The sequence below is a fragment of the Acidovorax sp. ACV01 genome, from assembly GCF_014851495.1.
GTDB lineage: Bacteria > Pseudomonadota > Gammaproteobacteria > Burkholderiales > Burkholderiaceae_C > Acidovorax > Acidovorax radicis.
The window spans coordinates 109164-122634 of record NZ_JACUZT010000003.1; the positions used below are offsets into that span (position 1 = coordinate 109164).

Here is a 13471-nt window from a genome sequence, read left to right on the forward strand (position 1 = left end):
GTAGGGACGAGCGCTTTAAGCACGGACCGTGCCACACGCCGGTGCATCCACCCCATCGCCGTTGCGTTGCGTTACACCGATCCCCAAGTACAGTGGCGGTGTGCGCGCAGACGATGCTGCACCTTGTTGGTGCGCGATGCAACCCGGCCGCGCAAAAAAACCATAAAACGCACCCATCTGGGGAGAAACCGCTTCATGAGTCTTGCTTTGGTGCAAAGCCGCGCCCTTCTGGGGCTGCAGGCACCTTCTGTCACCGTCGAAGTGCATCTGGCCAACGGTTTGCCCAGTTTCACCCTGGTGGGACTGGCCGAGGTGGAGGTCAAGGAAGCCCGCGAACGGGTGCGCTCGGCATTGCAGAACGCGGGACTGGAGTTCCCCCACAACAAGCGCATCACGGTGAACCTGGCACCCGCCGATTTGCCCAAGGATTCAGGCCGTTTCGACCTGCCGATTGCGCTGGGCATCCTCGCCGCCAGCGGGCAGGTGGACGGCAGCCGCCTGGCGGGCTATGAGTTTGCGGGTGAGCTGTCGCTGTCGGGGGAGCTGCGCCCGGTGCGCGGCGCCCTGGCCACCAGCCTGGCGCTGCAGACGCAGCAGATCGACGCGCAGCTGGTGCTGCCCCCTGGCAGCGCCGAAGAGGCCGCCCTGGTGCCCGATGCACAGGTGGTGCGCGCACGCCACCTGCTGGATGTGGTGCGGGCCTTCCTGCCGCCCGGCAGCACGGCCGTGGGCGATGCGGCCGTGGACAACGACGGTTGGACGCGGCTGCAGCCCACGCCCCTGACCGCCACCACCACCGGCGCCGACATGGCCGATGTCAAAGGCCAGGCCACGGCCAAGCGCGCGCTGGAGATCGCGGCCGCCGGGGGCCACAGTGCCCTGATGGCAGGCCCGCCCGGTTCGGGCAAGTCGATGCTGGCACTGCGTTTTGCCGGACTGCTGCCCGCCATGACGGTGCAGGAAGCCCTGGAGAGCGCCGCGATTGCGAGCCTGGCCGGGCGCTTTCGGCCCGAACTCTGGGGCCACAGGCCCACGGGGTCGCCCCACCACACAGCCAGCGCCGTGGCGCTGGTGGGCGGGGGCTCGCCCCCACGCCCTGGCGAAATCTCGCTCGCGCACCATGGGGTGCTCTTCCTCGACGAGCTGCCTGAATTCCCCCGCGCCGCGCTAGAGGCGTTGCGCGAGCCGCTGGAGACAGGCCACATCACGATCTCGCGTGCAGCGCAGCGTGCGGAGTTTCCAGCGCGTTTTCAGATGATCGCGGCCATGAACCCCTGCCCCTGCGGATTCCTGGGCTCCACGCAGCGCGCGTGCCGCTGCACGCCGGACCAGGTGAACCGTTACCAGGCCAAGCTCAGCGGTCCGCTGCTGGACCGCATTGACCTGCATGTCGAAGTGCCCGCCCTGCCCGCCGAACAACTGGTGCAGGCGCCCGCCGGTGAAACCACGGCCGCAATCCGCCAGCGTGTGGAACAGGCGCGCGGCCGCGCGCTGGCCCGCCAGGGCAAGACCAACCAGGCACTGCAGGGCCAGGAGATCGACACCCACCTGCATCTGCAAGATGCCGCCGCCAAGTTCCTCAACACCGCCGCCGCGCGCCTGGGCTGGTCGGCACGCAGCACACACCGTGCGCTGAAGGTGGCGCGCACCATTGCCGACCTGGCCGGCGCACCCACCACCGAGGTGGGCCATGTGGCCGAGGCAGTGCAATACCGCCGCGTGCTGCGCAGCCCCGCCTGAAGCGCAATGGGCTCCGCAGGTGCGCCGTGTGTGGCAAGGGCCGCACACTGAATACTATTATTTTTATAGCAACAAACAGCCATCAAATAAGCGCTAACGGCTGATTTGAATCAAATTTTTCGCGAACTGCTGCCAACCCGCGCCCACCCCCGCCACAATCGCCCCATGTCCAGCGTTCGCCCCACCAAAAAGACCACGGCCTCCATGGCCCCAACCACCCCAGCCCCTGCCTCCGAGTCCGTGGACACCGGCTTTCTGCGCACGCTGGTGGGCTACAACGCGCGGCGCGCGTCGCTCGCGGTGATCGAAGTGTTCATGGAACGCATGGCGGTGTACCGCCTGAAGGTGGTGGATTTTTCGGTGCTGTCGCTGGTCTCGCACAACCCCGGCATCACCTCGCGCCAGCTGTGCGCCACGCTCAACGTATTGCCACCCAATCTGGTGGGCCTGATTGCGGCGCTGGAGCGGCGCGGGCTGATCGAGCGTCGCCCACACCCCAGCGACGGCCGCGCCATGGGCCTGCACCTGACGCCTGCCGGTGTGGAGTTGACCGCACAGGCCGAGCAGACGGCTGCGCAGCTGGAGGTGGACGCCACGGCCAACCTTACGAGCGCCGAGCGCAAGACGCTGATCCGCCTGTTGCAAAAGGTCTACACGCAGAGCGCGTCGTAGCGCTCGGGCTGCGGCTCACTGCAGCCACCAGCGGCAAAGAGCCAGCGCGCCCCTCGGGTTCGCTGGCTTTTTTCTGAGCTGGAGCTTGCTTGCGTTACACGGCCAACCGGGGCCAGCGGCTACCGGCAGCCCTTCAAGCCTTCGCCGCCATAGCCTGCGCCAGCCCGCCCCACTGCGCGCGGAACAGGCCAGCGTCCATGGTCTTCACGTTGCGCATGATGGGCTTGAAGCCCATATGCGCCAGCACGTCGCGTTCCAGGTCGATGCCGGGCGCGATCTCGGTCAGCTCCAGGCCCTCGGTGGTCAGGTGGAACACGGCGCGCTCGGTGACGAACAGCACGTTCTGCTCGCGCTGCGCGGCGTCCAGCCCGTTGAAGGTGATCTGCTCCACCTTCTCGATGAACTTGCGCGAGCGGCCTTCCTTGACGATCGTGAGCTTCCCATCAGCCACTTGCACTTCCAATCCGCCCGCGGTGAAGGTGCCGCAGAACACCAGGTGCTTGGTGGACCGCGTGATGTTCACGAAGCCGCCGCAGCCCACGGGCCGGCCGTTGAACTTGCTCACGTTCACGTTGCCGTGGTTGTCGGCCTGCGCCAGGCCCAGGAAGCTCGCGTCCAGCCCGCCGCCGTCGTAGAAGTCGAACTGCAGCGACTGCTCGATGATCGCGTCGGCGTTGTAGGCCGTGCCAAAGTCGCCCAGCTGCGCCGGGATGCCGCCGGTGATGCCGCTTTCCACGCTCAGCGTGAACTGGTCGGACACGCCCTCTTCCGCCGCCACCGACGGCACGCCCGCCGGGATACCGATACCGAGGTTGGTGATGGCGCCGGGCGTGAGCTCCAGCGCCGTGCGGCGCGCGATCACCTTGCGCTCGTCCAGCGGCATGGGCGCCAGCGAGTTGAGCGGCACGCGCACATCGCCGCACAGCGCGGGGTTGAACTGGGTGGTGATGGTCTGCATGTGGTTCTCGGGCTGGCTGACCACCACGTAGTCCACCGACACGCCCGGCACCTTGACCGACTTGGGGTGCAGGCTGCCGGCCTTGACGATGCGCTCCACCTGCGCGATCACGATGCCGCCGCTAGCCTTGGCTGCGTGGGCGATGTTGATCTGCTCGAGCAGCACGCCTTCCTTGTCCAGCGTGATGTTGCCGTTCTCGTCGGCCAGCGTGCCGCGGATGATGGCGACATCGACCTTGGGCGCGGGGTAGAACAACCACTCCTCGCCGTTGAACTCGACGAGCTTGACCAGGTCTTCGGTGGACTTGCTGTTGAGCTTGCCGCCTTCGATGCGCGGGTCCACGAACGTGCCCAGGCCCACCTTGGTCAGCAGCCCGGGGCTGCGGCTGGCGATGTGGCGCGTGAGGTGCGACAGACTGCCTTGCGGGAAGTTATAGGCCTCGACCTCGCCGTCGAAGACCATCTTCATCATCTCGGCGCCGGTCTGGCCGAAATGGCCCGCGACCGTGCGCTTGATCATGCCCGGGTGGGCAAAGTGGACCATGCCCGCGTCCTTGCTGTTGCCGATGGCGCCGCAGGCCCAGGTGGTCACGTTCTTCGGGTGGCCGGTATCGAGGAAGTTCTTTTCCACGCCCTTGAGCACTTCTTCGGGCAGGCTGGAGACGGCCAGGCCGCCCAGGAAGATGGTGGCGTTGTCGGGGATCAGGGCCCCGGCCTGGGCGGCAGTGATGATTTTCATGGTGACCTTCAATTGAACACTATTACTTCGATAGCTGCTCGCGCTTATCCCATAAGCGCTTGAGCCCTGTTTCTCTCAAACTTCAAGCATCCGGGTTCTCGATGAGCAAGGCAATGCCTTGCCCGCCGCCCACGCACGCGCCGGAGATACCGTAGCGCAGCCCGCGGCGGCGCAGCTCGCGCGCCAGCGTCACCGTCAAGCGCACGCCGGTGGCGGCCAGCGGGTGGCCCAGGGCGATGGCGCCCCCGTTCACGTTGAGCTTGTTCAGATCCAGGCCCAGTTCGCGGCCCACGGCCAAGGTCTGCGCGCCTTGCGCTTCGTTGATTTCAAAAAGGCCAATGTCCGCGAGCGTGAGCCCCGTGCGCGCCAACAGCGCACGGATGGCCGGCGCCGGGCCGATGCCCATGTACTCCGGCGCCACGCCCGCGGCCGCGGCACCGCGCAGGCGCGCCAGGGGCTTGAGGCCGCGCCGCTGCACATAGGCGTCGCTCGCCACGATAGCGCCCGCGGCGCCATCGACCAGGGCCGAGCTGTTGCCCGCCGTCTGCACGCCGCCGGGGTACACCGTGCGCAGGCCCGCCAGCGTCTCGACGGGCGAGGGGCGCGGGTGCGTGTCGCGGTCCAGCTGCGCCACCTTGCGCGGCAAGGTGATGCCGCGCGTGGCATAGCCTGCCAGCTCGAACTTCTCGCTAATGACCGGCACGATTTCGCCCGCCAGAAAACCGTCTGCCTGCGCCTTGAGCGCGCGGTCGAACGACTGCGAGGCGAAGGCGTCCACCTCCTCGCGCGTGATGCCGTATTGCTTGGCCAGGTTCTCGGCGGTCTCGATCATCGTGACCGGGCCGGCGGTGTCGATCAGCGCTTCGACCAGGAAGTCCTTGAACTCCACCGGCGCGCCCAGCTTGAAGCCGGTGCGGTGCGTGTAGGCGGCAATGGGGTTGCGCGTCATGGACTCGGTGCCCACCACCAGCGCCACGTCGGCATAGCCCAGGGCAATCTGGTCCGCCGCCTGGCGGAACAGCTCAAAGCCTGTGCCGCAGATTCGCGATACCAAAATGGCCGGCACGCTCTGCGGCACGCCGGCATACAGGCCGATGTGGCGCGGCAGCACGAAGGCGTCGAAGTCGGCCTGCGCCATCGACCCGGTGATGACCGAGTTCACATCGGCAGCGGGAACACCGCTGCGCTCCAGCACGGCGCGCGCCACCTTGATGCCCATGTCGGTGGGCGACACATGGCCCAGCGGCCCGCAGTAGTCGACCATGGGCGTGCGCACGCCGTCGACCAGCCAGGCGTTCAGCGGGGCAGAAAAGGAATGTTCGGTGCTTGTTGTCATGGTCAGACCTTGGTGGTTGTACTGGTTCTGCTGTCGGTCACGCGCAGCACGGTGGCGTAGCCCGTGTCGCCCGCCGCGCAGCCGGTGAACAGGCCCACGCCGCCGCCGCGCAGCACCAGCTCTTCAATCAGTTCGATGATGGCGCGCATGCCGGTCGGCGCCTGCGGGTGGCCCCAGATGATCGAGCTGCCGTAGTTGTTCATGCGCTCCCACGCAAAGCCGGTGTCGCGCGCCAGGGCGATGTCGTTCACAGCAAACGGGTTGTGCGTCTTGATGGCGTGCACGTCGGCGATGGACAGGCCCGCGTGCTTCAAAGCGTTGAAGGCGGCCGGCGACGGCGCCATGGGCATGAAGCCGGCTTCGACCCGCGACATGCCGAAGCCCAGGATCTCGACCTCGATGCCAGGGTCGATGGACGCGGCCCGTGCGCGGTCACGCGTGGTGACGATGGCGCCCGCATTGCCGTCGGCCGGGTGCGTCTGGCCGCCGAAGGTCACGGTGCCGCCTTCTTTCACCGGCTTGAGCTTGGCCAGGCCTTCTGCGGTGGTGGGGAAGATGCCTTCGTCGGCGCTGAGCGTGCCGGTCTGCTTGCGGAACTTGGAGTCAGTGATCGGCACATCGGCCATGTAGCGCTTTTGAAAGGCGCGGTCGTCGGCCAGCGCCGCCTGGTACTGCGTGTAGCGGTGCAGCTTGAGCGCGTGCTGCTCTTCGGTGCTGATGCCATAGCGCGCGGCCACGTTCTCGCCGGTCTGCAGCATGGGGTTCTTGGCGTACGGGTCGTGGCCCATGTTGTCGGGCACCCAGTGCTCGGTGATGCCATAGCCGCCGGTGCCGCTGGAGTCGGGGTAGTACACCACCGGGCCGTTGGACTGGCGGTCGGCCATCACCAGCAGGGCGCTGGTAGCGGTGCCGCAGGCCACCTCTTGCGCGGCCATCTGCAGCGCGCGCACACTGGTGGCGCAGGCCTGCTGCACCGTGGGGCCCGCCACGCGGTCGATACCCATGAGGCCCGTGACCCACGGCAGGCCGTAGAAGCTGCCCTTTTGCGGATTGGTGATGCCAAGGATTGCCAGGTCCACCGCCGCCAGGTCGTACCCGCGCGCAGCCAGCGCCTGCTTGCCCACGGTGGCTGCCAGCGGCAGGGCATTGAGGTTGGCCAGCGAGCCCTGCCACTTGGCAAACGGGGACGACCAGTAGATACCGTAGGGAATGAAGGCGTTCATGGCGGGTCCTTGCGATGAGTCGGTGTCATTTTAGTTATTTATCATAACCATATGACAGCCCCGGAAAGCTAGGGAAACCACCTAGCAAAGAGCACCATTGCGGGCTTGTTTTAGTTATTTTTGATAACCATAATTTCCCTAACTCATACACACCACCATGACCAAGCATTCCGACATCTCCCTTGAAATCCGTGGCGAACACGAGGAAATCGCGGTCATCCGCCTCACCCGCCCCGCCAAGCGCAATGCCTTGAACGACGGCCTGATCCTGGCGCTGCGGGACCTGATGGAGACGCTGCCCGCCTCCGTGGGCGCGGCGGTGATCGATGGCGAAGGCGACCACTTCTGCTCCGGCCTGGACCTGTCCGAGCTCAAGGAGCGCGATGCCGGCCAGGGCCTGCACCACTCGCGCATGTGGCACGCGGCGCTGGACCGCGTGCAGTTCGGCCCCGTGCCCGTGGTGGCGGCGCTGCACGGCGCGGTGGTGGGCGGCGGCCTGGAGCTGGCCAGCGCCTGCCACATCCGCGTGGCCGACGAGTCCACCTTCTACGCGCTGCCCGAAGGCTCGCGCGGCATCTTCGTGGGCGGCGGCGGCGCGGTGCGCATCCCGCGCCTGATCGGCACGGCGCGCATGACCGACATGATGATGACCGGCCGCGTCTACAACGCAGTGGACGGCGAGCGCGTGGGCTTTGCGCAGTACCTCGTGCCCAACGGCACCGCATTCGACAAGGCCTTCGAGCTGGCCCAGCGCATTGCGCAGAACGCGCCGCTGACCAACTACGCGCTGATGCACGCGCTGCCGCGCATCGCCGAGCAGCCGTCGGACCAGGGCCTGATGACCGAAGCCATGATGGCCGCCATCGCCCAGAGCGCCCCCGAAGCCAAGGCGCGTGTGCGGGCTTTCCTCGACGGCAAGGCCGCCAAGGTCAAGAAGGACTGAGAAAGCGGTATCGCGCCCGCGAAAAGCCTCGAAAGCACCTATGACGGCAACCAACCCCTCCCCCCGCTACCGGCCGCTGCGCTTTGGCGTGACCGAAGTCAGCACCCGCCAGGCCGACGACGGCGTGGTCTACGTGCGGGCCACGCAAGACCTGGAGGCCTACCCGCTGCGCCTGACCGACCGGCTGGCGCATTGGGCCCAGACCGTGCCCGACCGGACCTGGATGGCCCAGCGCGTGAAGAACGCCGACGGCAGCCTGGGCGAGTGGCGCCACATCACCTACGGCCAGGCGTGGCAGGCCGCGCGCAGCATTGCCCAGGCCCTGCTCGACATGCACCTGAGCGCCGAGCGCCCCGTGGCCATCCTGAGCGAGAACGACCTGGACCACGCGCTGCTGTCGCTGGGCTGCCTGGTGGCCGGCGTGCCGCAGTGCACCGTCTCCACCGCGTACTCCACCATCAGCCAGGACTTCGACAAGCTGCGCCATGTGCTGGACACGCTGACCCCCGGCCTGGTGTTCGCGAGCGACGCCACGCGCTTTGCGCGCGCCATCGAGGCCACCGTGGCCGACGACGTGAAGGTGGTGCTGGGCACCGGCAGCATCCCGGGCCGCAGCACCGTGGCCTTCAGCGACCTGCTGGCCACCCCTGCCACGCCGGCCGTGGATGCGGCGCACAGCGCCATCACGGCCGACAGCATCGCGAAGTTCATGTTCACCTCGGGCTCCACCAAGCTGCCCAAGGCCGTGATCGTGACGCACGGCATGTGGGCCGCCAACCTGCAGCAGATGAACCAGTCGATGCCGGTGCTGGCCGAAGAGCCCCTGGTGCTGGTGGACTGGCTGCCTTGGAACCACACCTTCGGCGGCAACCACAACTTCGGCATCGTCATCTACAACGGCGGCACGCTGTACCTGGACGAAGGCAAGCCCACGCCCAAGGGCATGGCCGAGACCATCCGCAACCTGCGCGAGATCGCGCCCACGGTGTACTTCAACGTGCCCACGGGTTTCGAGGTGATCGCACAGACCATGAAGACAGACGCGCAGCTGCGCAAGAACCTGCTCAGCCGCGTGAAGATGTTTTTCTTTGCCGCAGCCGCGCTCTCGCAGCCCATCTGGGACTCTCTGTTCGAGAGCGCCGAGCGCGAGGTGGGCGAGCGCATCGTGATGAACACGGGCCTGGGCATGACCGAAGGCTGCCCGTTCTGCGTGGCGGTGAACAGCCCCGACGTGCAGGCCGGCGACATCGGCGTGCCCACGCCGGGGCTCGAGCTCAAGCTCGTGCCCGTGGACGGCAAGGTCGAGGTGCGCTACCGCGGCCCCAACATCACGCCCGGCTACTGGCGCAATGCCGAAGCCACGCGCGACGCCTTCGATGAAGAGGGCTTCTACTGCTCGGGCGACGCGGTGAAGTGGATCGACGAGAACGACCTGAACAAGGGCCTGAAGTTCGACGGCCGCATTGCCGAGGACTTCAAGCTCAGTACCGGCACCTTCGTGAGCGTGGGCCCCATGCGCGCGAAGATCATCGCGGCCTGCGCACCCTATGTGCAGGACGCCGTGATCACCGGCATCAACCTCAAGGAGATCGGCGCGCTGCTGGTGCCCACGCCGGCCATCCGCTTGCTCAGCGGGCTGCCCGACAGCGCCAGCCAGCAAGAAGTGCTGGAGAGCGCGCCCGTGCAGCAGCACTTCCAGCAGGTCTTCAACCAGCTGGCGGCCCACTCCACCGGCAGTGCCACGCGCGTGGCCCGCGCGCACCTGATGGCCGAGCCGCCATCGCTCGACAAGGGCGAGATCACCGACAAGGGCTCCATCAACCAGCGCGCGGTGCTGCAACACCGCGCTGCGCTGGTCGACGCGCTGCACGGCGGCGCCCTGCCTTTCACGATCGTTCCCCAACACTGACTCCTCCAAGGAAACCACCATGCACATCCAGGGACAAGCCGCCATCGTGACCGGCGGCGCATCGGGCCTCGGTGAAGCCACCGCCCGCGAACTCGCGCGGCTGGGCGCCAAGGTCGCCGTGCTTGACCGCAATGCCGAGCTGGCCGAGAAGGTCGCCGCCGAGATCAACGGCATTGCCTGCGCCTGCGACATCACCGACCCCGCCAGCGTCACCGCTGCGCTGGAGAAAGCCGCTGCGGCCCACGGCCCCGCGCGCATCCTCATGAACGTGGCCGGCATCGGCAGCGCCAAGCGCATCGTGCAGCGCGATGGGAGCGCCGCGCCGCTGGAGGACTTCACGCGGGTGGTCACCATCAACCTGATCGGCAGCTACAACGTGAGCCGCCTGTTCGCCGCCGCCTGCGCCAAGCTCGACGCCCTGCCCAATGGCGAGCGCGGCGTGATGATGTTCACCGCCTCGGCCGCTGCCTTCGACGGCCAGGTGGGCCAGCAGGCCTACAGCGCCTCCAAGGGCGGCCTGGTGGGCATGACGCTGCCCATGGCGCGCGACCTGGCGCAGCACGGCATCCGCGTGTGCACCGTGGCGCCCGGCCTGTTCGCCACGCCGCTGATGAAGGAACTGCCCGAGGCCGTGCAGCAGTCGCTGGCCGCGAGCATTCCCTTCCCCCCGCGCCTGGGCAAGCCCGAGGAATTTGCCGAGCTGGCCTGCCACATCGTCACCAATGGGCACCTCAACGGCGAAGTCATTCGCCTGGATGGCGCCCTGCGCATGGCACCGAGGTAACCGATGCACCCCCTGAGTCGCTTCGCGCCTTCCCCCTCTCCTGCGGGAGGGGGACGCAGCCAGCGCGGCGGGGCGGCCCTTGCGCGGCTGCCGCGCGTCTGCGCAGCGCCAGTTTCTACGCGCTGTGGGCCATTCACAGCGCCGACATAACGAGAGGGCTCCCCATGCCCCATGCACTTTCTGATTTTCACCAGCCACACTAGGAGACAACACCATGACCATTACCCGCCGTCAACTCGTCCAGGCCTTCGGCGCCAGCGCCGCGCTGGGCGCATTGCACCCGTTCGCTGCCCACGCGCAGGTCGAGCAGGTCAAGGTCTACTTCGGCTTTCCGGCCGGCAGCTCGGGCGACACCGTCGCGCGCCGCGTGGCCGAGAAGTGGGGCGGCACCGCGTTCAGCAAGAACGCCGGCGTGGTGGAGAACAAGCCCGGCGCAGGCGGCCGCATTGCGCTCGAGACACTGAAGGCAGCGCCTGCCGACGGCTCGGTGCTGGCCGTGGCGCAGGTGTCGGCCCTGGCCAACTACCCGCACATCTACAGCAAGATGAACTACACCGACAAGGACTTCGCGCCCGTGTCGATCGCCGCGGTGATGCACCACGGCCTGGCCGTGGGCCCCATGGTGCCGGCCAGCGTGAAGACGGTGAAGGACTTCCTGGCCTGGGCCAAGGCCAACCCCAAGGACGCGAGCTACGGCTCGCCCGGTGCGGGCTCCACACCCCACTTTTTGGGTGCGCTCTTGGGCATCAACAGCGGCGTCGACTTGCGCCATGTGCCCTACCGTGGCTCCATCCCCGGTGTGACGGACGTCGTGGGCGGGCAGGTCGCCGCCATGGTCACGCCGCATGGCGACTTCATTGCCAACTACAAGGCCGGCAAGATCCGCATCCTGGCCACTTCGGGCCCGAAGCGCTCCATCTACGTGCCGGATGTGCCGACGTTTGCCGAACAGGGCTTCCCTGAGCTGACCACCGAAGAATGGTTTGGCTTCTACGCGCCTGCTGCGACACCCAAGCCCGTGATCGCCGCCGCCAACGCCGCCATCAACGCGGCGCTGAAGGAAAAGTCGGTCATCGACAGCCTGGCCATCGTGGGCCTGATGCCCCACGGCTCCACCCCCGAAGAGCAAGCCCGCTGGCAAAAGGCCGAGTACGACACCTGGGGTCCGCTGATCAAGAAGATCGGCTTCACCGCGGATTCTTGAGTTCCCCCTGAGCGGCTTCGCCGCTTCCCCCTGAGGGGGACGCCACCCGTGGCCTGGCAAAGCCAGTTCCACGGTGGCGCTCGCCTGGGCCGCGCCCGTTTTCAAGGTTTCCAGCAAAAAGAGCCGCCAGCGCTTATCCACAAAGCGCAATCAGCTATCAAATAGTGAGCAAACCATGCCAGCACGCCAGGCCCTTGCCGACATCCAGCATCTGCTGACCTATGTGCTGCAGGCGCCCAGCCGCTGGCAGGCGCTGCCACCGTTTGCCGACACCGACGGCGAACTGGCCGCGCAGGTGCTCGACGAAGCAGCCAAGTTTGTCGACAACGCCGTGGCCCCGCTGCAGCGCATGGGCGACGAGGAGGGTTGCCGCTTCGACGCAGGCCAGGTGCACACGCCCGCAGGGTTCCGCGATGCGTACCAGGCCTTCTGGCAGGCGGGCTGGCCCTCGCTCTCGTGTGCGCCTGAGGATGGCGGCCAGGGCCTGCCGGCGGTGCTCGAATGTGTGCTGTTTGAGTGGCTGGCCGGTGCCAACCACGGCTGGACCATGGCGCCGGGCCTGCTGCATGGCGCCTATGAATGCATCAAGCACCACGCCAGCGACGCACTCAAGGCGCAGTATCTGGAAAAGATCGCCACCGGCGAATGGCTGGCCACCATGTGCCTGACCGAAGCCCACGCGGGCAGCGACCTGGGCCTGGTGCGCACACGCGGCGTGCCGCAGCCCGACGGCAGTGCACGCGTGAACGGCAGCAAGATTTTTATCTCCGGCGGCGAACACGACCTGACCGACAACATCGTGCACCTGGTGCTGGCGCGGTTGCCCGATGCACCAGCGGGCCCCAAGGGGCTGTCGCTGTTCCTGGTGCCCAAGGTCTTGCCGGACGGAAAGCGCAATGCCGTGGTGTGCGAGCGCATCGAAGAAAAGATGGGCCTGCACGGCAGCCCCACCTGCGTGATGCGCTTTGACGACGCCACCAGCTGGCTGGTGGGCGAGCCGAACAAGGGCCTCAACGCCATGTTCGTGATGATGAATGCGGCGCGCCTGCACGTGGGCCTGCAGGGCATTGGCCTGCTCGAAGCCGCCTGGCAAAAGGCCAGCGCCTACGCCGCCGAGCGCCGCCAGATGCGCGCCCCAGGCGCCACCGACACCAGCCTCATCCAGGACCACCCGGCCATCCGCCGCATCCTGCACACGCAGCGCGCCTGGATCGACGGTGGGCGCGTGCTGGCCTACCACACGGCATTGCAGCTTGACGTGGCCAAACACCACCCCGATGCGGGCGAGCGCGCCGCGGCCCAGCGCTGGTGCGCGCTGGTCACGCCCGTGCTCAAGGCGGCACTCACCGACCAGGGGTTTCACGGCGCCAGTGCCTGCCTGCAGGTGTTTGGCGGCCACGGCTACGTGCGCGAATGGGGCATCGAGCAGATCGTGCGCGACGCGCGCGTGGCCATGATCTACGAGGGCACGAACGAGATCCAGGCCATCGACCTGCTGGTGCGCAAGGTGCTGGCCGACGGTGGCCAGGGCCTGACGGCGCTGTTGGCATCGCTGCCCGGCCCTACACCCTCCCCCGCCGCTGGTGCGCGCCGCCACGCGCTGATCGAGATCACGCAGACGCTGGCAATTGCCGCGCAGTCCGAGCCCGAGCTGCCCTACTGGGTGGCCGACGATTACCTGCGCGCCGTGGCGCTGGTGCTGCTGGACTGGGCCTGGGGCCAGATCCGCGCGGCCAGCCAAGGCGAGCGTGGGAGCGAGCCCACCGGTTCCTCCGAGCGCGGGAACGAGCCAGCGCACAACCCCGAACGCTGGAGCGCACCCGCCCAGGCCCTCAACCACTGGGTGCTGCCCGAATTCGACATGCGCGCCGCCATCCTGCGCCAGCGCATCGCGCAGTCCCTCGAAATCAAGACCAAATTGGCCGCCATCGCTTGATGGAAGAGCGTTAACAGCTACTCAATTT

Annotated in this window: 10 protein-coding genes; 7 read left to right on the forward strand and 3 right to left on the reverse strand. The window is 67.5% G+C overall.

Annotated elements, in window-relative coordinates:
- The first annotated feature begins 195 nt into the window (after window positions 1-195).
- Together IB243_RS09240 and IB243_RS09245 are read left to right on the forward strand one after the other, a co-directional pair.
- Entirely contained in the window at window positions 196-1740 is a 1545-nt protein-coding gene (locus IB243_RS09240; protein ID WP_192426487.1) for a YifB family Mg chelatase-like AAA ATPase, read from the forward strand.
- A gap of 165 nt (window positions 1741-1905) precedes the next feature.
- On the forward strand, window positions 1906-2412 hold the full coding sequence (locus tag IB243_RS09245; protein ID WP_192426488.1) for a MarR family transcriptional regulator: 507 nt from the start codon (window positions 1906-1908) through the stop codon (window positions 2410-2412).
- Between the two features lie 133 nt (window positions 2413-2545).
- On the opposite strand, the gene IB243_RS09250 is transcribed toward IB243_RS09245, so the two are convergent.
- From IB243_RS09250 to IB243_RS09260, 3 genes are all read right to left on the reverse strand, one after another.
- Window positions 2546-4108: an acyl CoA:acetate/3-ketoacid CoA transferase gene (locus IB243_RS09250; protein WP_192426489.1), complete on the reverse strand. Its 1563-nt coding sequence runs from the start codon at window positions 4106-4108 to the stop codon at window positions 2546-2548.
- Window positions 4109-4190: 82 nt separating this feature from the next.
- Window positions 4191-5444 carry a thiolase family protein gene (locus tag IB243_RS09255; protein WP_192426490.1) on the reverse strand — a complete coding sequence of 418 codons (1254 nt, stop codon included), beginning with the start codon at window positions 5442-5444 and terminating at the stop codon, window positions 4191-4193.
- A gap of 2 nt (window positions 5445-5446) precedes the next feature.
- Complete coding sequence (locus IB243_RS09260) at window positions 5447-6667, reverse strand: thiolase family protein (protein ID WP_192426491.1); 1221 nt, start codon at window positions 6665-6667, stop codon at window positions 5447-5449.
- 157 nt (window positions 6668-6824) lie between these two features.
- On the opposite strand from IB243_RS09260, the gene IB243_RS09265 reads away from it, so the two are divergent.
- From IB243_RS09265 to IB243_RS09285, 5 genes are all read left to right on the forward strand, one after another.
- Window positions 6825-7610, forward strand: coding sequence for a crotonase/enoyl-CoA hydratase family protein (locus tag IB243_RS09265; RefSeq protein ID WP_192426492.1), 786 nt, complete (start codon window positions 6825-6827; stop codon window positions 7608-7610).
- Between the two features lie 40 nt (window positions 7611-7650).
- Complete coding sequence (locus IB243_RS09270) at window positions 7651-9519, forward strand: feruloyl-CoA synthase (RefSeq protein WP_192426494.1); 1869 nt, start codon at window positions 7651-7653, stop codon at window positions 9517-9519.
- A 19-nt stretch (window positions 9520-9538) separates the two neighbouring features.
- Window positions 9539-10303, forward strand: a complete 765-nt coding sequence (locus tag IB243_RS09275; protein ID WP_192426496.1) for an SDR family NAD(P)-dependent oxidoreductase — start codon at window positions 9539-9541, stop codon at window positions 10301-10303.
- Between the two features lie 214 nt (window positions 10304-10517).
- A complete protein-coding gene (locus IB243_RS09280; RefSeq protein WP_192426498.1) occupies window positions 10518-11507 on the forward strand; it encodes a Bug family tripartite tricarboxylate transporter substrate binding protein in 990 nt (329 codons plus the stop codon).
- Window positions 11508-11682: 175 nt separating this feature from the next.
- Window positions 11683-13443, forward strand: a complete 1761-nt coding sequence (locus tag IB243_RS09285; RefSeq protein WP_192426500.1) for an acyl-CoA dehydrogenase family protein — start codon at window positions 11683-11685, stop codon at window positions 13441-13443.
- The last annotated feature ends 28 nt before the right edge of the window (window positions 13444-13471 follow it).

Excerpts from the sequence above, each read along its gene's own strand:
- IB243_RS09240 (WP_192426487.1), top strand. The coding sequence starts at position 196 with ATGAGTCTTGCTTTGGTGCAAAGCCGCGCCCTTCTGGGGCTGCAGGCA.
- IB243_RS09245 (WP_192426488.1), top strand. The coding sequence starts at position 1,906 with ATGTCCAGCGTTCGCCCCACCAAAAAGACCACGGCCTCCATGGCCCCA.
- IB243_RS09250 (WP_192426489.1), bottom strand. The coding sequence starts at position 4,108 with ATGAAAATCATCACTGCCGCCCAGGCCGGGGCCCTGATCCCCGACAAC.
- IB243_RS09255 (WP_192426490.1), bottom strand. The coding sequence starts at position 5,444 with ATGACAACAAGCACCGAACATTCCTTTTCTGCCCCGCTGAACGCCTGG.
- IB243_RS09260 (WP_192426491.1), bottom strand. The coding sequence starts at position 6,667 with ATGAACGCCTTCATTCCCTACGGTATCTACTGGTCGTCCCCGTTTGCC.
- IB243_RS09265 (WP_192426492.1), top strand. The coding sequence starts at position 6,825 with ATGACCAAGCATTCCGACATCTCCCTTGAAATCCGTGGCGAACACGAG.
- IB243_RS09270 (WP_192426494.1), top strand. The coding sequence starts at position 7,651 with ATGACGGCAACCAACCCCTCCCCCCGCTACCGGCCGCTGCGCTTTGGC.
- IB243_RS09275 (WP_192426496.1), top strand. The coding sequence starts at position 9,539 with ATGCACATCCAGGGACAAGCCGCCATCGTGACCGGCGGCGCATCGGGC.
- IB243_RS09280 (WP_192426498.1), top strand. The coding sequence starts at position 10,518 with ATGACCATTACCCGCCGTCAACTCGTCCAGGCCTTCGGCGCCAGCGCC.
- IB243_RS09285 (WP_192426500.1), top strand. The coding sequence starts at position 11,683 with ATGCCAGCACGCCAGGCCCTTGCCGACATCCAGCATCTGCTGACCTAT.